Here is a 19,581-nt window from a genome sequence, read left to right as displayed (position 1 = left end):
AAATCACAAAGTTATGTAAAAGAACGCTTTAATAAACTATTAAATATAAACTCTATTCCTCTTTGGGTAGTGTTTTTCCTATGAATGGATTGAAGTAGGTAAGATACTAATCAATATTTATTGCCCCTCAATTTCTGATATGTATTTTTCATTCAGTGATTTTGCTTGACTATAAACATGTTCTAATGAACTATAATTGTCTATAACCAAAATGTCATCATTGAGTTTGATGACACCAAGTATTTGAACTTCATTTTTCTTTTTTTTCTTAAACAAGTCTTTAATATCCACATTGAGACAATCAGCAACCTGTTTCAATCTTTCTAATGTTGGGTTGCCATTGAGTGAATTACTAAGATTTACCCTATTAATTCCTATCATATCAGCAAGGTCTTGCATAGTTTTACCTTGTTGTTTCAATATTTCTTTTATTCTTAATTCTTCCATAAGAAACTTTGTAGTGGTTTATTAATTGCAAAGATACTTACCAAATCTATATACTATTACAGAAAAGAGTTAAAAATACAATAAAGCATTACATTTGATATGTTTCTGTTTGTTTATGTAATGATATACTATTATATTTGCAGTATAAATAATTAATAAAGCATTACGAAAAAATGAAAGCAAAAGTTGGTTTATATCATTTCTGTCTGAAAAGGAATCTTTGGTCTGTATATCAATACACATCTGTAAGCCAAACAAGTAATTCATCTTCTCACATTGAAGATTATTGTAACTATGAAGATGCTGTTAAAGCTGTATATCGTCTTAATGGATGGGCTGAACCAAGAAATATTGTAAAACGATTTTAAAATATATAATATGAAAATTACTATTAATAACATTGCATTGTTAAACAGGGCTACCAATATGGTTTTGAAAGGTTATGATTTACCTCAATCTCTTCAAATATCTGCTATGATTGAAGCCTTGCAATTCAAATTAATGAATGGAACAGCACATTTTATTTACAGGAAAACCAATGGTGAATTACGAGAAGCATTTGGAACTCTATTGCCAAAAGTTTTAACTAATAATATGAATGGGTTTGGTGTACTTCGCAGATATTATAACTGTCAAGCATATTTTGATATTGAACAACAAGAATGGCGTTCTTTCAGATATGAAAATTTAATCACAATATTATAACATAAAGTTGCTTGTTGCAAACACTAAGGAAAAGCAACAACTTAAAAATATTCACTTCTATTATAAGTGAAACTGATAAATAGCTGATAACCTATTGATTAAATATTTTATGCCAAAATAGGCATTCACTTTCAACTAATAACCACCAAAACTGAATATTATTATGAGTTTAAAATATCAAAATACAACTGCTGATTATTTAGAATGGGATTCTAACATTCTTTTAATTTCAAAGCTATACCAAGACCAAAACTATAAATTTAGCTTACTGATTGCTTTAGGTTCATTCTTTGGTATTCGCATTAGTGATTTGTTGAATCTGAAATGGAATGACATTCTTAATTCTGATACTTTAACTATCATAGAGAAAAAAACAAAGAAGCAACGTACCATCAAAATCAATGACCAACTGAAAAAGCATATTCAATCCTGTTATAAAGAAATCAAACCTGAATCAATCAATAATTTTATATTTATAAGTCAGAAAGGTTCTGTTTATTCAGTTCAGAGGATTAATGTCGTTTTCAAGGAAATTAAAGTAAAATATAATTTGAAAATCAAAAATTTCTCAACTCACAGCATGAGAAAAACATTTGGAAGACAGGTCTATAACAATGCAGGAAATAACGCAGAATTAGCTTTGGTGAAATTATCTGAACTGTTTAACCATAGTGATGTTCGTACTACAAGAAAATATCTTGGGCTTAGAACTGAGGAACTGATGGAGGCGTATGATTTATTGAGTTTTTAAGTAATACTGCTAAAATACCCTTCTTTTGTGGTGCAAATGTGGTGCAGAATATAAAAATAAAAAAGCTAACTATCTTTTGTCTTGATAATTAGCTTTTCTTCTGGTGACCCCGGAGAGGCTCGAACTCTCGACCCACTGATTAAGAGTCAGTTGCTCTACCAACTGAGCTACGGAGTCAATCTGTTTTTCAAAAGACCGTACAAAAGTATAATTTTTATTTGTTTACAAGAAATTTTGATATACAAAAAATGCTATCGATATAAGAATTCTTCTTTCGCCAATGCTTGATAAACTTATTCATTTTAGTTAAAATCGAATTATCCTCCACTGCAAAATAAGAAATAAACCACTGTTGCCAGTTTCGAATACCGAAACAAAAATACGCAAAAATCCAAAATCGAAACAAAGGAAATAAACACTTGTTAATATTCGCTTTTTTTAGAAAAAACAAACATCAATTATGTTTAAAGATTGGAACTTATAGCTAGGTTATTCTTAATATTTTTACAGCAACATTTCAAATTCAGGATTTATTTGGAGATTGCTACAATTAGAAATCGTAAGTTTTTTTTAATCTTAAAATATCCAATGGATATTATTCTGCCGGAACAATCATAATATTTTAAGAATTCGCCCAATATATTGCCTCTCAAAAATTAGACTATGATCTTTGAATATTACCTATATTATTTATATTATACTTTTCTGGGATTTCCGTTCATTATCAGGGTCGCTGTTTCTTTTATCACTGTCTTTATTCCCATCCTTGTTTTCATTTCATTTTGTTTAATTTATTCCCGAATAAAGTATTATAAGAAAAAGAAGACAAAGAAAACATTGACAAACAAATTCGGAAAGGAAATAAAAAACATAGTCTATTCTCTAGAAATCTATTCCCTCGAAGATATAAAAACAAGACTGAATTTTAATGCGAAGAAACTAAACAGTTCGAAAAAAAGAATTCTTACGAACATAATCCTCAATATTCGGGCAAAAGAGGGAGACGAATACATCAACGAAATTAATTATCAGAATGTTATAGATAGTTTCGGACTGCGCGAATTTTGGGAAAGCAAATTGAAATACGGGAACCTGTCTTCACGGCAAAGGGCCCTTCGCAAGTTAGACGACTTCGACATCGAAATACCCGGATCAATGATCACATCTCTCACATACAACAGAAACCAATACTTGAGAAAAAGAGCACGCTCTTCGTTCATGTATTTCAGCAAGAGCAGCCCGTTCAAGTTTCTGGATGAAGATTTTGACAAGACCTTCAACAGTTGGGATAAGGTGGAGATACACCGTATGCTCAGCCGAAGAGTTCACGAAGGACTACCTAACCTGTCGCAATGGGTAAAAAACTCAACAAACAGTGATTTTCAATGCTTCCTTGTCGATGAAATCAAATTCTTCAATCAGGTAAAATGTTCTTCCCATTTGCTCGAAATGCTAGATACACACGACATCAACCTTCGGAAACACATCATTGATGCCCTAGGCGAAATGAGATGTATGGAAACGGAGGAACATTTGACAAAAGATTACGTATTGCAACCTCAGGTTGTGCAGCATAGCATAATCAGAGCCGTGCAGAATATAAACTCAGGAAAATCTCTTTCGTTTCTGGAAGATGCATATAACAATGCCCACGACAGAGAAAGCGAAATTATTATACTGAAAGCAATTTTCAACTACGGAAGTGCGGGGAGAAAACTTTTCGATTCGTTGAAAGAAGTCTCCGGAGGATTTTCCACGCTGATTTTTGAACATGTAAGCAACCCTTTGATAAAATATTAATTATATGCTCGAATACCTTACAGATTTTTTCCAATACCGAATTTTCTTTTATGTGAGCCTCATCGTCATAGGTACTATTATCTTGACTGTTATGGCTTGCATAAATATAAAAAACTATAAGTGGAAATTTACGAAAAAAGAAGATAAACTGCTCAAAGACTCTCCGTTCATTCCGGGCATTTCGGTTATAGCTCCGGCCTACAACGAAGAAACTACAATCATAACCAACGTAAATTCTATGTTGACGTTGGATTATCCTCTCTTCGAGGTGGTAATTGTAAATGACGGAAGCAAAGACAAAACGCTGGAACTCCTCATCGAAGAATTTGATCTGGAAGAAACTTCTTTCGCATACATCGAAAAGATAAAGACCAAGCCATTCAAGAGAATCTTAAAATCAAGAAACCCAAAATACGACAAACTAACTATCGTTGACAAAGAAAATGGAGGAACAAAAGCCGATGCTACCAACGCAGGGATTAATGCTTCGGTGTTCCCCTATTTTCTGTGTACCGATGTAGATTGTGTTTTATCGCGCGATGCTTTATTGAAAATGATTCAGCCGGTTCTGAATTCTTCCGTGCAGGTAATAGCCGTTGGCGCTACCATGCGGATGGCTAATAGTTGTGAAATAGACGAAGACGGGATTATCACACGGGTTCGCCCGCCAAAACGGATTATACCTTGCTTTCAGGAAATAGAATACCTCAGGTCGTATCTGATAAGCAAAATGGGATGGGCTTTCATAAATGCCGTGCCTAACGTTTCGGGTGGATTGGGTTTGTTTGACAAATCCGTCGTGATCGAAGCCGGAGGATACGACCCCATTTCCCACGCCGAAGATATGGACATGACTCTACGTATCATTGCATATATGAGAGACTTCAACAAAAAATACCGGATTGTGCAGATACCCGTAACCACCTGTTGGACGGAAGGACCTCCAAACGTATCGGTCTTGCACAAGCAACGAACCCGCTGGGCCAGAGGCATGATGCAGATATTCATTGTTCACCGCAAGTTTCTGTTCAACCGAAAATATGGAAGAACAGGACTTCTTCTGATGCCATATATTTTCTTCTTCGAATTTCTTGCTCCTGTCATCGAAACCATCGGGATCATAATGATGATATACTTCCTTTTCACCAAACAAATAAACTTCGAAACGGTCTACGTGCTGTTGGGGTTTGTATATCTGCTGGGAATTACCGTGTCTGCCATCACCGTTATTCTGGATATCAGTGTCTCAAAACTTTACAGGCGGTTTAGAGAATATGGGAAATTGATTTTTTTCTCATTTTTCGAGTTTATAGGATTCCACCTGCTTGTAGTTTTTTTCAACATAAAAGGATATATAAGTTTCTTGTCGAGGCAGAACTTTGAGTGGGGCGCAATGAAAAGGCAAGGTTTCGACCAGAAAAGGGAAACATCTGTCGAAGAGAGTAAATAGATATAGTGACAACATGGATTTATCAAATATGAATATCAAACGTTCTTTATCCTTACTAACCATATTGCTTCTTTTGTTTGCAAATGTAGAGCAAACTCCCGGTCAGGGAAAAATAGAACTGGACGATCGTGACAATTATGCACAACAGGCAAATGCGCTTTTTCAGAAAGGAAATTGGGAAGAAGGGAAAAAAATAGTGGACGACGGACTGGCTAAGTATCCGAAGGATTCTGACCTGAAAATGCTCCTCGGAAAATATTATTTCGAGAAAAAAAACTATGAGCAGGCTCGTTTCGAATTGAATAAATCTTTGCAATACAACAGAAACAACGTCAGTGCAAAACAGGTATTGGTGAATGTTGAGGTGGAAACAAAACGCTATTCGAGCGCAATCTGCTACATTAACGAATTGCTGGAGGTTAATCCCTATTGGAAAGGATTGTGGCGAAAGAAAATTGAGGTATACAGGTTGCAGGGAAACCATGTGGAAGCCAACCGCCTACTGAAGCGCATAAGCCAGATTTACCCCGACGACCAAAGCATAAAAGCTGCATACCTGCATTATGTAGAGCAAGAAGCATTGCAAAAGAAAAACGAGGGTAAGATAAATGAGGCCATCGACCTGGCAGCTTCTCTGGTGAATGAAGACCCTCAGAACGAATCTTTTTATCTTGAGCTTATAAACAATTATCTCAAGGCCGGAGATTATGAAAAAGCACTTATTAATGCCGAAAAAGGATTGTACAATCTCCCCAATAGTGTGAAACTGATAGACAAGAAAGCTGATATTCTTGCCGCACAAAACCGATACGACGAGGTTCTCAGTTTCATTCAGTTGAATATAAAGATGGGAAACAATAGCGGGCATCTGAGCCAGAGATACAATTATTTTCTGGAAGAAGCGGCAAGGCACTATCACCAGACAGACCCTTACACACTATATAAGATGCTTTTCCAGAGAAACCCACGCAATCAGGATGCTTTCAACTATGTCGTATCCAATGCCATATCGAAAGGATTTTATGAAGATGCCCTGGAGGCGATACAAACATCCAAAAAAATAAACGGGGAAAGCAAAAACCTATTGGCAAAAGAAAGGCATGTGTATGAACTGATGGGGATGCAATCGAAAGTTGACCAGATAACTGTTTCGCTATATCAAAGCTATCCGGACGATACCGACGTAGTGGATCAGTACACATCGTACAGGCTCAGGCAGGCTAAATCGGACATGCAGGACGGGCTTTACGAAAAGGCTCTCAACCATTGGAAATTCATTGTTGAGTATGGTGATGCCGAACTGCAAAAAACAGCCTTGGTTTCGATATATAATTGTTCTTATCAGCTCAACAATCATAACGAAGCTCTCTTGGCATTAGGCAAACTGATCAACGAATATCCCGACGAATTGGAATGGGGGATGAAAAGGGCAGACATATATGGCAAGCAAAAAAGATATGAAAAGGCCCTCGACGAATATGAGCGGGTGCTGAAACAAACCGACCCGATTGATATGGATCGTTCTTTGAGCGGCTATGAAGAATTGGCTACCGTTTTTGCAAAACAGCTTATCGAAGACTACAAACTGGAAGAGGCTCAAACCCTCATCGACAGGTGGCTGAAGACCAACCCCAAGAGTGAAGCCGCCGCCCGCTATGGGATAAATATCTCGGCACAAATGAATAAACCCGAAAGGATGGCTGAGTATGCCTTGACGGGATTGGAGAGTAAGCCGGATGAGACTTTCTATCAGGTCAAATTGGGCGAGGCTTACAACATGCAAAAGGAGCATAAACAATCGCTCGATATACTGACATCCGAAATTGCAAAAAATCCCTATCATAAAGATCTGATTGCCACTCATTCGCAGGCGTATGAAGATTATGCCAGGCAATTGCTCAAAGATGCAAAATACGAAGAAAGCCTGTCGGCTCTCTCACAGGCATTGTCTTACGACCCGAAAAACAAATCATTAAAATACTGGAAAGGTGTGGCTTTCGAAAAAATGCACAAATTCGATTCGGCTTATTATTATCAGTCGTTTTATGAACCGTCGCTAATGGAACTGACGGACTTCACCAATCACCTGAAATATCTGAAAAATAAAATCTATAAAAACCAGATCGGGTTGTTCTACTTAGGCAGCAGGTTCGACAATATAGATAACATTTCGTCTATCACCACGGTCGAATATCTACGCTTCGAGGAAACAGACACATACGCCGCAAGGGTGAACTATGCAGGAAGGCAAAACGGGAAAGGCATTCAGGCTCAACTGGAATGGAGCCACCCCTGGCGACACGACATACGCACACGATTTGACGCAGCTGTGGCAAACAAGATTTTCTCATCCGTCATGTTCAATGCCTATATTTATAAGGCTCTGAAACATGACTGGGAACTGGGTGTAGGTGCGGGATACAGAAAGATGGCTGACAAAAAAAATATGCTGAACGTGAAAGGTATTGCCTCCAAAGAGTTAGGTCAATGGTGGTTAGATGCTCAATTCAACAATATTATATTGGACGGCAATTGGTATTACAGCTTATTTACCCGAGCCCGTTTTCATTTTCTCAGTCCCAAAAGCTACCTTACGGCAATGTGTAGTTTCGGCTCGGCTCCGGATGTCGAGATCATCGACAATCAATTGTACAATGCCTTCTCCGTTACCAATTCGATGGTTGGTTTTGGCGCATACCACTTAATAAATGAATCTTTTTCTATCGGATTGCTGGGAAACTGGTACAATTACAAAGACTCTTCCTACAAATATGAAGAAGGTAAAGGAAATTACAGAAACTTATATAGCATATATCTACAATTACATGTCAACTTTTAGAAATAACCTCAAATATCTGTTCTTGTTGATCATCTTGTCGGCATGTTGTTCGTGCGGAGCCGATAACAAAACACCGTCGCTGAATTCGCTCAATTACAATGTCATTTTCGAGGAAAACACGGTTAGCGAAAAATGGGGAAATTACGTGTTCAACCATTTGTCAAAACGATCGAAGGAAAAAGGAATCGTTCATCTGCAAAACAGTGGTAACGGAGATTATAAAGCAATAATGATTGAGGTTGACAAAAACCTCGAATACGATTATTGCGTCGAACATATCGACAAGCAGATAGTATTGAAGGCAAAAACGGAGGAAGCTATAATATGGCTGATCTATCAATTTATGAAATGCCTGTCCGATTCGGACGACCGCTTCATAGCAGACGATCTTCCTCCGGCTATTATCAATTTCCACACGCACTGTGCCAATTTCGATTTCAACTATCGCGAACCTTATTTCAGTCCTAATACGGATACCGAATATGCTGCCATCATAGGAACCAATGTTCTGGATAAAGACTGGGGGATATGGGGGCACAATCTGCATCAGGCATTAAAAGGAAACAGGACAGGTGAGTTTTACGTGAAGGGAACGTATCTGACAGAGGAAGAACAATATTGCTTCTCCAACAACAAATTGTTTAAACATGTAAAGGAATATATTTCAGACAATTTCGGGAATGACAAGAAGTATACTCAACGGTTTATGATAATGCCCAACGACAACAATATTGTGTGCAATTGCGACCTTTGTTTGTCAAAAGGTAATACGAAGGATAGTGCTACTCCGGCTCTATCGTTCCTGATAAAACGACTGGCTCAGGAGTTTCCCCATCATTCCTTTTTCACGTCCGCATACCTGACAACAAAATCTCCGCCGGAGGATAAATGGCCTGCCAATACCGGAGTCATGATCAGTACGATAGATATGCCAAAAGGTATCGAATTGAGTGAACAACAGGAGGTTAAAGAATTCTTGAAAAGATTGAATCAATGGAAGGCGTGTACTTCCAATATCTATACATGGGATTATGCTGCCAACTTCGACGACTATCTCACCCCCTTGCCTGTGTTGTACGGACTGAGAGATCAATTGCGATTTCATAAATCGAACGGAATTACCGGCATTTTTCTGAACGCCAGCGGTTACGACTATTCTCCATTCGACGATGTGAAAACTTTTGTTGCCGCATCATTAATGATTAACAATGACCTGTCTGTCGATAGTTTGTGTGAGCGATACCTGACTCAATTCTACCCTAAATCGGGCAAGTTAATAAGTGATTACTATCTTTCTCTGGAAAAGAGGATGAACGAACAGGGAAAACCATACAACATATATGGCGGATTCAACGAAGCACTTGATACCTATCTGAACGCAGATGATTTTTGCCAATTCTACGATTCGTTAAGCACACTCATATACACAGCAGGAGAAGAGGAGAAAAAGAAATTAGAGAGACTTTATACCGCTCTCAGTTACACACGCCTCCAGATAGCATATTATCAGGGTGCAAGCTCGCATGGATTTGCAACAGCCGAAGAAAAAAGTATGGTGGTGAAACCCGATATTAAAACAATTTGCGAGCAGTTGAGCCATTACAAAGCATTTGAGGGACTTTCTGCTTATAAAGAAAAAGATGGAAATCTGGAATCGTATCTCCGCAATTGGCGAAATATACACGATGGCTCTCCCCTACTCAATCTGTTGCTAAACGAGCCAATATCTACACAATCAACGCTAGACGAAGATTACGATAACATACAAATCATCAACGACGGCAAGCTGGGATTTGCCGAAGAATATCATCAGGGATGGCTCATTTACAGCGGCAACAACCTCCACCTGCAGTTCAAGGCAGATGATGTGAAAAATTCCACAAAAATTTCCATCCGGTTTCTTATCAACGAGAGACACCATATTTATCCACCTGTAAGGGTCGAGATATACAAGGACGATAAGATATACAAAAACATAACTCCCGTCAGGACTGGCAATAAGTTAATAGCCGGCATCAACGAAAATATAAATTTCTCTGATGCTGAATACATCTCAATAAGAATTGTTGGACGGGGTGGTGCGAAAAGTGCGTTCGCATGCGACGAAATACAGTTAAATTGACAACACAAATGAAAACGAGACATTTTTCAAAATTTATTATTCTAACACTCCTCTTTACTTCCTCCTGCGGAATTAAAGATAAAAAAACAACCATGTCCATTACCGACCCCGATCGACACTATTACCCCATTTTGCGAGGTCAAGCACTGGATATACAATATGTTATAGAAAATACGGGCGAGCATCCGCTATTCATAACAGACATTCACACATCGTGCGGATGTGTTCTGGTAGACGAGTCATCGCTGAAAGTATTGCCTGCGGGGGGAAAGGGTTTCATAAAACTGCAATACGAAAGCGATAAAAACATCGGTTATGTGAAGCATTATGTTACAGTCTACGCCAATCTGGAATCGGGTCCGAGCATGGAGGTGACATTCGATCTGCATGTTGTTCCGAACGCTTTGTATACGAGAGATTATGAAGAATTGTATAAAGAAAAAAGCGAAGAAGAATCTCTCGTAGATGGCGATGAAAACAATTTGAGGTATTATATTGACGAATAAATTGTAGTTTTATCGTACTTTTATGCCACAATTTATTTCAGTATATGATAGGGACATTAGTCAATGCAGGAGCAATAGTGGCAGGAGGATGCGTTGGAATGGTGATACACTCCAAACTACCCAAGAAAATAGTTGACATTGTATTTCAAGGTTTGGGTTTAATAACCCTAACCATAGGTATCTCGATGGCAATTAAAACATCGAATATGATTCTGATAGTTGTTTCGGTTGTTTTGGGCGCTATCATCGGGCAAGCAATAGATATTGATAAATATCTGAGGAAATTTTCAGACTATCTGAGCAATAAAAAATTTGGCAAAACTTCGCCGGGTACAACTACCGATAATACCTTTACGGAAGGTTTCGTCACAGCATCTATACTCTTTTGCATAGGTTCGATGTCCATTCTGGGAGCAATTGAAGATGGCATGGGAAATCCTCCGAATTTGCTATACACCAAGTCAGTAATAGACCTGATGTCTGCCATTGCTTTGGCCTCATCTTTTGGAATCTGTATTATATTTTCTTCCATACCGGTACTCATCTATCAGGGAGGCCTTACTCTCTTTGCCGCTTTCATTATGCGTTATATGAGTGATGCCATGATTGCGGATATGACGTCGGTGGGAGGAATCTTATTAATCGGTTTAGGAATTAGTATCTTGAAAATAAAAGAAATAAAAGTCATCAATATGCTTCCGTCCGTGGTTATTGTTGTATTTCTTTCTTATTTGTGGACTTGAAAAAAACGTTGATTATGAATAGAATAATAAAACTCTTTTTTGTATTTATATTAGCTTCTGTTGGAGGTGTTTATGGACAGAACCCATATAACGCAAATATTGTTGTGGATAGGAATGGACGAGGCGATTATCGCAATTTGCAGGAAGCCATAGAGGCGGTAAGGGCATTTGATCCTGCAGGACCTGTCACAATATATATAAGAAATGGTGTTTACAAAGAAAAAATTGTGATCCCTACTTACGTTTGCGGATTGAGGTTGATAGGCGAAAGTGTTGAAAAAACGATAATAACCTATGACGACCATGCAAACATTAATAAGATGGGAACTTTCCGCACCTATTCTTTTCTCGTCAGGGGGAATGATATTTGTATAGAAAACCTGACAATAGAAAATGGCTCTCAACCTTTGGGACAGGCAGTAGCACTGCATGTGGAGGGAGACAGGATTATATTCAAAAAATGCCGTTTTCTGGGAAATCAGGATACGATTTATGCAGGAAAAGAATCTTCCCGCCAGTATTTTGAAGATTGCTATATAGAAGGAACAACGGATTATATATTTGGTCCGTCAACCTGCTGGTTTGAGCGGTGCGAACTTTATTGTAAAAAAAATTCATACATCACAGCGGCAAGTACGCCTCAGAATGTAGAGTTTGGCTATATTTTCAATAATTGCAAGATTGTTTTAGCCGATAAAACCAATGCAATGTATCTTGGCCGTCCGTGGAGGGCTTATGCAATGACCCTGTTTATGAATACGGAAATGCCGGAAGGAATAAAACCCGAAGGCTGGCACAATTGGGGAAAAGAGGATAACGAAAAAACGGCACGTTACATGGAATATAACAATAAGGGTGCAGGAGCCAATGTTTCTCAACGTGTGAAATGGTCGAAGGTATTATCAAAGAAAGAAGCCGAAAAATACACAATCGAGAATGTTCTTAAAGGCTGCGACGGGTGGAATCCTCTAACTGTAAGTTACAGCAAACCCGATTAAGTTACATATTCAACTGTTTTATACATAGTTATAAATCGAAGATTAAATCATTCTCTCATTTTATACACTCTCGGAGACTTGTATAGGCAGGTCTCCGGTCTGTCGATAATCTGTCATTGGTTCTACCGGTTTTCAGTTCACCCCTACAAACACCTGAAACGCTCAAAACAAATTTTGGAGTGTTTGTCCTAGTAAAGTAAAGATTTTCACTTAAATTTGTACCTTAAAAACAAAAATTTAGCAGAACAAATTTAGATGAATAAAGAATTCAAACGCACACTAGTCACCTCTGCCCTGCCCTATGCCAACGGGCCTGTTCATATCGGGCACTTAGCCGGAGTATATGTTCCGGCAGATATTTATGTCAGATACCTGCGCCTGAAAGGCAAAGATGTTCTTTTCATTGGCGGCTCCGACGAACACGGTGTTCCAATCACAATCAGGGCAAAGAAAGAAGGTGTCACACCTCAGGATGTTGTAGACAAATTTCACTTCCTGATAAAAGAGTCGTTTGAAAAATTCGGCATCGCTTTCGATATATATTCACGTACCAGTTCGGAGATACACAAGCAAACCGCATCCGACTTCTTCCTGAAACTGTATGAGAAAGGTGAATTCATCGAACAAACAAGCGAGCAATATTACGACGAAGAAGCCAATATGTTTTTGGCCGACCGTTATATCATGGGAGAGTGCCCGCATTGTGGAAACCCAAATGCCTATGGCGACCAATGCGAGGTTTGCGGCACGTCATTAAGTCCCACCGATCTCATAAATCCGAAATCTACCCTATCGGGAAAGGCTCCGATACTGAAAGAGACAAAGCACTGGTATTTGCCGCTTGATAAACATGAGGCTTGGTTGAGACAATGGATTCTGGAAGATCACAAAGAATGGAAAAATAATGTCTACGGTCAGTGCAAATCGTGGCTCGATATGGGTTTGCAGCCTCGTGCCGTAAGCCGCGACTTGGATTGGGGTGTACCCATTCCTTTGCAAGGTGCGGAGGGTAAAGTCCTGTATGTTTGGTTCGATGCCCCCATCGGCTACATATCCAACACGAAAGAACTTCTGCCCGACGATTGGGAAAAATGGTGGAAATCGGAAGATACAAAACTGCTTCACTTCATAGGGAAAGATAATATTGTCTTCCATTGTATCGTTTTCCCTGCCATGCTGAAAGCCGACGGGTCTTATATTCTTCCGGAGAATGTTCCTGCAAATGAGTTCCTGAATCTGGAGGGTGATAAGATTTCCACATCGCGCAATTGGGCTGTATGGTTGCACGAATACCTTGAAGATTTTCCGGGACAACAAGATGTGTTGCGTTATGTGCTGACAGCCAACGCTCCCGAAACGAAAGACAATGACTTTACATGGAAGGATTTTCAGGCTCGCAACAATAATGAATTGGTAGCTATACTCGGAAACTTCATCAACAGGGCATTGGTGTTGACAAAGAACTACTTTGACAATAAAGTTCCGGCTTTGCACGAACTAACCGATTACGACAAACAAACCTTAGACGAATTTTCGTCGGTGAAACAAACTCTGGAAAATTATCTTGAAACATTCCGTTTCCGTGATGCACTGAAAGAGGCGATGAACCTAGCACGGATAGGAAACAAATATCTGGCTGACACCGAACCTTGGAAGGTTATAAAAACCGACAGGGAAAGAACGGAAACCATACTGAACATAGCGCTGCAAATTACGGCAAATCTGGCTATTGCATTCGAACCGTTCCTGCCTTTCAGCACAGAAAAGATCAGGCAGTTTATCAACACCGAAAATCTGAACTGGGAGCAGTTGGGCAATACCGATCTTTTGCCTGTTGGTCATCAATTGAACGAAGCAAGTTTATTATTTGCCAAGATTGAAGATGAAACAATACAGAAACAGATACAAAAACTTCTGGACACGAAAAAGGCGAATGAACTGAAAGAAAGTAAAGCCAAACCTCAGAAAGAGAATATAAATTTCGACGATTTTACGAAAGTAGATATTCGTGTAGGAACAGTTTTGGAATGTATAAAAGTACCTAAAGCCGACAAGCTGCTGCAATTCCTGATAGACGACGGAATGAAAAAGCGTACCATCATTTCGGGTATAGCGCAATGGTACAAACCAGAAGACTTGGTAGGCAAACAGGTTTGTTTTATCGCTAATCTGGAGCCTCGCAAATTGCGTGGAGTGATGTCGGAAGGAATGATACTATCTGCCGAAAACGCAGACGGAAGTTTATCCGTAATTCAGCCATCTGCTCCCGTCGAACCGGGAAGCCAAGTTGTATAAATGAAAGATAACAATAGGATAAAGATCAATTTTCTTTTACCCTACCGGGCAAAACGTCCTACGGGGGGGATAAGAATGATGTATGAATATGCCAACCGCCTTGCCCGGAAAGGATATGACATACACTTATATTATCCTCTCAAAACACGTTTTATCCCTTATCGTTTTCCTTTTCCCATCCGTTGGATGTTGTCTAAGATAGAAGGATTCAGAACTTTCCGGTGGTTTAAGTTCGACCCACGTATTGCGATGTCGCAGATCAATTCCATATCGGATAAATCCGTCAGGGACGCCGATGTTGTGATAGCCACCTGGTGGTCTACGGCTTCGGATATGGGAATGCTCAGTCCGTCGAAAGGTAAAAAAATCAACCTGATACAAGGTTTCGAAAACTGGAACGGACACGAAGACTTGTTGCTCAATTCTTATCGCATGAAAGATGTGACGAATATAGTTATTGCTTCATTTCTGAAAGAAATTGTAGATAAATATTCGGTTAAAGAATCTATCATCATAGAAAACGCAATAGATACGGATGTATTCAGAGTAACCGTGCCCGTTGAGGAAAGGAATCCATATTCTGTTTGCATGAACTATTCCACATTGGACATCAAAGGCAGCGATTTCGGCATAGAGGCCTTGATGAAAGTAAAGGCTGTCTATCCCCAACTTGCGGTAGATATATTCAGCATCTTTCCCCGTCCCGAAAGCCTGCCCGATTGGGTGGCATATCACCGTACACCTCAAGATCTGGCTGCCGTTTACAACAACAATGCAATCTTCATCTCCAACAGCTTTACCGAAGGTTTCGGCTTGGTGTCGGTAGAGGCTATGGCTTGTGGTTGTGCCTTGATTTGCACGGATATTCCCGGACACAGGGAATTTGCGTTCGACAACGATACCTCACTGCTGGTTGAGCCACGGGATAGTGAACAAATGGCAGAAAAAATCCTTTACCTCATAAAGGATAACGAAAGGCGTATATCTTTTGCAAAAAGAGGCAACGAATATGTGAAAAAATATTCGTGGGAGGTGGCTATAAACAAGATGGAAGCGGTAATCAAAAGTCTTATATAAAAGCAGAATTGAAAAAGAATGTTAGGATAAATATCATTTTACCATTTAAGCCGAATAACCCGTCAGGAGGTATGTCGGTTATGCTTCAATATGCCAACAGATTATCACGGAGAGGTTATCGGGTGCATATCTACTGCCCTCTCAAAATTCCTTATATTTCTTATCGCCTGCCCTTTTTCCTTCGTTTTTTGTACTCAAAAATAGAACCTGCCCGAAGAATCGGTTGGTTTTCCCTCGATCGGGACATTGAGGCATCCTACATAAACACAATCACAGACAAAGAAATTAAGGATGCGGAAATCATTATCGCAACATGGTGGTCGGCTGCTCTGGAAATGGGAAAACTCAGCAGCCAAAAAGGTGAAAAAATCAACCTGATACAGGGTTTTGAAGACTGGGAGGGAAATAAAGAGTTACTCTACAAATCTTATAACATGAAAGATGCCACGAATATTGTTGTTGCATCTTATCTGAAAGAGATTGTAGATAAACATTCTGAAAAACCGTCCATATTGATAACAAACTCCATTGACACAGATGTTTTTCACATAACAAACGCTATTGAAGAGCGTAATCCTCAATCGGTTTGTATGATTTATTCCGATCAACAAATTAAAGGTTCAGCTTATGGCATAGAGGCGTTGAAAGTGCTGAAAGAAAAATATCCCAAGATGCAAGCCGAAGTTTTCGGTGTGTGCCGCAGGCCTAAAAATCTGCCCGAATGGATAACCTATCACCAAAAACCCGAAGATTTATACAAAATCTATAATCGGAACGCAGTTTTCGTATCCAACTCTCTGACAGAGGGTATGTCTCTGACACCTATGGAGGCTATGGCTTGCGGCTGTGCCTGTGTTGTTACTGGCATAGAAGGACATTCGGAGTATTCCGTCGATGGAGAAACGCTGCTCCTTTACAATGTAGGAGATGTCGGTCAGTTGGTTGAGAAAGTTTCCCAACTCCTCAACAACGATGAAAAACGGGTGCGGATAGCCCGGAAAGGCAACGAGTTTATCCAACAATTTTCGTGGGATAAAGCTGTTAATAAACTGGAAGATATAATAAACAGATTGCTGAAAAACTGAAAATTAGCCTTACTAAAAATATTTTATTTAATTTTGTCGTTCCTGAAAAATAAAAACGTACCTGAATAATGAACAAATTAGAGGAAAATAAGAAAAGTGTGCTTACTAAGAAGATATTTTACCACCTGATAGCGATAACTTGCCTGCTTGTTATCACAATGGTATATTTCAGTCCCACATTTCAGGGTAAAAGCCTATTCCAGAGCGATGTGACTCAATTTATGGCTGCATCTCACGAGTTGGAAGACTACTACGAAAAAGATGGTGAATCTTCTGCATGGACAGGCTCGATGTTTTCAGGAATGCCCGCCTACCATATCGGGATATGGGGCACGTCTCCCAATTTCATTTCATACCTCGAAGCTCCCTTGAGGCTGATGGACGGAGGTAGTGCCGCTCCCATATTCGGAGCTATGTTGATGGCATACATTATGTTCTGTATCATGGGATTCAGTCCTTTGGTTGCCTTGCTGGGCGCTATCGGCTATGGATTCACCTCCTATAATATTATTATAACAGAAGCCGGGCATATCACCAAACTATGGACATTGGTGTACCTGCCTCTCGTTATTGCCGGAATAATAGAACTTTTCCGAAAAAAATATATCATGGGAGGATTGCTTTTCGCCATAGGCTTGGCTCTCCAGATAAGGAACAACCATATTCAAATAACATATTACACAGGACTTCTGTGCTTTTTCCTCTACGCATGGCAGATAGTAAATGAAATTATAGCAAAAAGATACAAAGACCTGCTCAAACTAGCAGGTGTTACCATCATAGCAATTGTTGTGGCAATCTGCTGCAATCTGGGGTCACTTTACTCAAACTACGCTATGTCTGAAGAGAGTACCCGTGGGCAAACCGAACTTTCTACACCTACCGAATCTGAAAAGACGTCGACAGGGTTGGATATAGAATACGCTTTCAGGTGGAGTTATGGGAAAGGCGAAACAATGACTCTGCTCATCCCTAACGCTTACGGAGGCATTTCTATGCCTTTCGACAGAAAATCAGAAACATTCAAAGAGGTTATGTCTCTGTTTCAGAATCAGAAGATCGACGAATCACGAGCCAACTTTATGTTGAGCAGAGGAACTCAATATTGGGGCGATCAGCCATTTACCTCAGGTCCCGTCTATTTCGGGGCAGTGGTTTGCTTCTTGTTCATTATCGGGATGATTGTTATCAAAAACAAAATAAAATGGTTGATATTGGGAGCCACAATCTTTTTCATCATCCTGTCGTGGGGAAACAATTTTATGGCTTTCAACAGTTGGTTTTTCTATAATATCCCCATGTATAACAAATTCCGAACAGTGTCGATGGCTCTGGTTATCCCATCCATTACCATGCTTTTTATAGCTGTTTGGGCTCTGAATGATATAGTCACAGGAAAAATAGACAAAAAGATACTTACCAAGGCAATCTATTGGACAACAGGCGTTTTGGGCGCAATATGTTTCCTTGCATGGTTGGTTCCGGATGCTTTCTTCTCGTTCGAGTCGATAAACGACCTGCGCATGAAAGATGCAATTGGCATACAAGATGCCGATTGGGAAGCATTTCAAAGTGCTTTGGCTAGCGACAGGATGTCGCTGTTAAGTGCCGATGCCTTACGCTCACTTATCTTTATAGTTCTGACGGGTGCAATACTTTGGATTGGCCTTAAAGTGAAACAGAATGAGAAGACCGCCCTTATATTTCCCGCTATTTTAACAGTTCTCGTACTGGTTGACCTTTGGAATGTAGATCGCCGATACCTTGATGACAGCAAGTTCAAACAAAGAAAAGGACAAACAGCCAAACTGTTTCCTCAGAGTGAAGCAGATAAGATGATATTGGAAGATAAACACCCGTCATACAGGGTGCTTAATCTGTCGGCCGGAGCACAAGGCTCTCCCGACCCTTTCAACGAGGCGAACACATCTTATTACCACAAATCCATTGGAGGGTATAGTGCTGCCAAACTGAGGAGATATCAGGAATTGATTGATTTCTATCTGGGCAAGGAAGTGCAGCTTACCTATGGTTATATAAACCATTACAACCAAGAACTGTCAAAACAGTTTATGGAAGCAAATCCTCCGCAGGATATAAAAACTCAGGAAGAGATGAACGCATATCAATACAATATGCAGTTGCATATCGGCAAATTCATACAAGATACGGTTGTTGCCAAGCATTTTGGTTCAATTCCTGTGTTGAATATGCTGAACGCCAAGTATATTATTCATCATCCGATGTTGCCGCCTCTGGTCAATATTCATGCTTTTGGCAATGCGTGGTTTGTAAACGACTTACGGTTTGTTGAAAACGCCGATGCGGAAATAGCCACTTTGGGGCAAATAGACCCTCGAAGAACAGCGGTTGTTGATAAACGGTATGAGGCCGCATTGGGCGGATTTAAACCGTCTTTGAATAATGACGGAAACATAGAACTGATTTCGTACAAGCCAAACGAACTGGTATATAAATCGAAGACCAACAGCGAGCAATTGGCTGTTTTCTCCGAAATATTCTTCGCTAACGGATGGCAAGCCTTTGTGGACGGAAAAGAAGTTCCTCACTTCTGTGCCGACTGGACTCTGAGAGCCATGAAAGTTCCGGCAGGTGAACATGAGATTGTATTTAAATTCATTCCGAAGGAGTTTAATACGGCAAATGCAATCACAACAGTAATTTCGGCAATTTTGGTACTGTCATTGCTTGTCTTCATAGGGTTAAACTTTTGGAGGATGAAGCAACAGAAATAAAGATTAG

14 protein-coding genes and 1 tRNA gene are annotated in these 19,581 nt (G+C 39.6%); 13 read left to right on the top strand and 2 right to left on the bottom strand.

The window, feature by feature from the left end; translation table 11 throughout:
• Nucleotides 1-117 precede the first annotated feature (117 nt).
• A complete protein-coding gene (locus tag D0T56_RS10035; RefSeq protein ID WP_163320011.1) occupies nucleotides 118-447 on the bottom strand; it encodes a helix-turn-helix domain-containing protein in 330 nt (109 codons plus the stop codon).
• 378 nt (nucleotides 448-825) lie between these two features.
• Between D0T56_RS10035 and D0T56_RS10030 the strand changes: the two genes are divergently transcribed.
• Nucleotides 826-1,152: an SH3 beta-barrel fold-containing protein gene (locus D0T56_RS10030; protein WP_163320010.1), complete on the top strand. Its 327-nt coding sequence runs from the start codon at nucleotides 826-828 to the stop codon at nucleotides 1,150-1,152.
• A 163-nt stretch (nucleotides 1,153-1,315) separates the two neighbouring features.
• Nucleotides 1,316-1,903: a tyrosine-type recombinase/integrase gene (locus tag D0T56_RS10025; RefSeq protein WP_163320009.1), complete on the top strand. Its 588-nt coding sequence runs from the start codon at nucleotides 1,316-1,318 to the stop codon at nucleotides 1,901-1,903.
• Between the two features lie 101 nt (nucleotides 1,904-2,004).
• On the opposite strand, the gene D0T56_RS10020 is transcribed toward D0T56_RS10025, so the two are convergent.
• Nucleotides 2,005-2,080, bottom strand: a tRNA-Lys gene (locus tag D0T56_RS10020).
• A gap of 486 nt (nucleotides 2,081-2,566) precedes the next feature.
• Between D0T56_RS10020 and D0T56_RS10015 the strand changes: the two genes are divergently transcribed.
• The 11 genes from D0T56_RS10015 (at nucleotide 2,567) to D0T56_RS09965 (ending at nucleotide 19,574) form a co-directional block, all read left to right on the top strand.
• The gene (locus tag D0T56_RS10015) at nucleotides 2,567-3,703 is read left to right on the top strand and encodes a HEAT repeat domain-containing protein (RefSeq protein ID WP_163320008.1); all 1,137 of its coding nucleotides are present in this window, start codon (nucleotides 2,567-2,569) and stop codon (nucleotides 3,701-3,703) included.
• Between the two features lie 4 nt (nucleotides 3,704-3,707).
• Nucleotides 3,708-5,153, top strand: a complete 1,446-nt coding sequence (locus D0T56_RS10010) for a glycosyltransferase (protein ID WP_163320007.1) — start codon at nucleotides 3,708-3,710, stop codon at nucleotides 5,151-5,153.
• Nucleotides 5,154-5,181: 28 nt separating this feature from the next.
• A complete protein-coding gene (locus D0T56_RS10005; protein WP_163320006.1) occupies nucleotides 5,182-7,992 on the top strand; it encodes a tetratricopeptide repeat protein in 2,811 nt (936 codons plus the stop codon).
• Entirely contained in the window at nucleotides 7,925-10,114 is a 2,190-nt protein-coding gene (locus D0T56_RS10000) for a DUF4838 domain-containing protein (protein ID WP_163320005.1), read from the top strand. The genes D0T56_RS10005 and D0T56_RS10000 overlap by 68 nt, the downstream gene beginning before the upstream one ends.
• 92 nt (nucleotides 10,115-10,206) lie before the next feature.
• Entirely contained in the window at nucleotides 10,207-10,620 is a 414-nt protein-coding gene (locus D0T56_RS09995; RefSeq protein WP_221412349.1) for a DUF1573 domain-containing protein, read from the top strand.
• Nucleotides 10,621-10,664: 44 nt separating this feature from the next.
• Nucleotides 10,665-11,363 (top strand): DUF554 domain-containing protein, encoded by a 699-nt coding sequence (locus D0T56_RS09990; RefSeq protein ID WP_163320004.1) that lies wholly within the window; start codon nucleotides 10,665-10,667, stop codon nucleotides 11,361-11,363.
• A gap of 11 nt (nucleotides 11,364-11,374) precedes the next feature.
• Nucleotides 11,375-12,361, top strand: coding sequence for a pectinesterase family protein (locus D0T56_RS09985; RefSeq protein WP_370458799.1), 987 nt, complete (start codon nucleotides 11,375-11,377; stop codon nucleotides 12,359-12,361).
• Nucleotides 12,362-12,616: 255 nt separating this feature from the next.
• Nucleotides 12,617-14,656, top strand: a complete 2,040-nt coding sequence (gene metG / locus D0T56_RS09980) for a methionine--tRNA ligase (RefSeq protein WP_163320002.1) — start codon at nucleotides 12,617-12,619, stop codon at nucleotides 14,654-14,656.
• Entirely contained in the window at nucleotides 14,657-15,733 is a 1,077-nt protein-coding gene (locus tag D0T56_RS09975; protein ID WP_163320001.1) for a glycosyltransferase family 4 protein, read from the top strand. It abuts the gene before it with no gap.
• The gene (locus D0T56_RS09970) at nucleotides 15,682-16,818 is read left to right on the top strand and encodes a glycosyltransferase family 4 protein (RefSeq protein WP_370458797.1); all 1,137 of its coding nucleotides are present in this window, start codon (nucleotides 15,682-15,684) and stop codon (nucleotides 16,816-16,818) included. Before D0T56_RS09975 ends, D0T56_RS09970 begins: the two co-directional genes overlap by 52 nt.
• 68 nt (nucleotides 16,819-16,886) lie before the next feature.
• Nucleotides 16,887-19,574 (top strand): YfhO family protein, encoded by a 2,688-nt coding sequence (locus D0T56_RS09965; protein WP_163320000.1) that lies wholly within the window; start codon nucleotides 16,887-16,889, stop codon nucleotides 19,572-19,574.
• Nucleotides 19,575-19,581 lie beyond the last annotated feature (7 nt).

Source organism: Dysgonomonas sp. 520, from assembly GCF_010501095.1.
Lineage (GTDB): Bacteria > Bacteroidota > Bacteroidia > Bacteroidales > Dysgonomonadaceae > QVMP01.
This window is presented reverse-complemented; position numbering and strand designations above follow the sequence as displayed.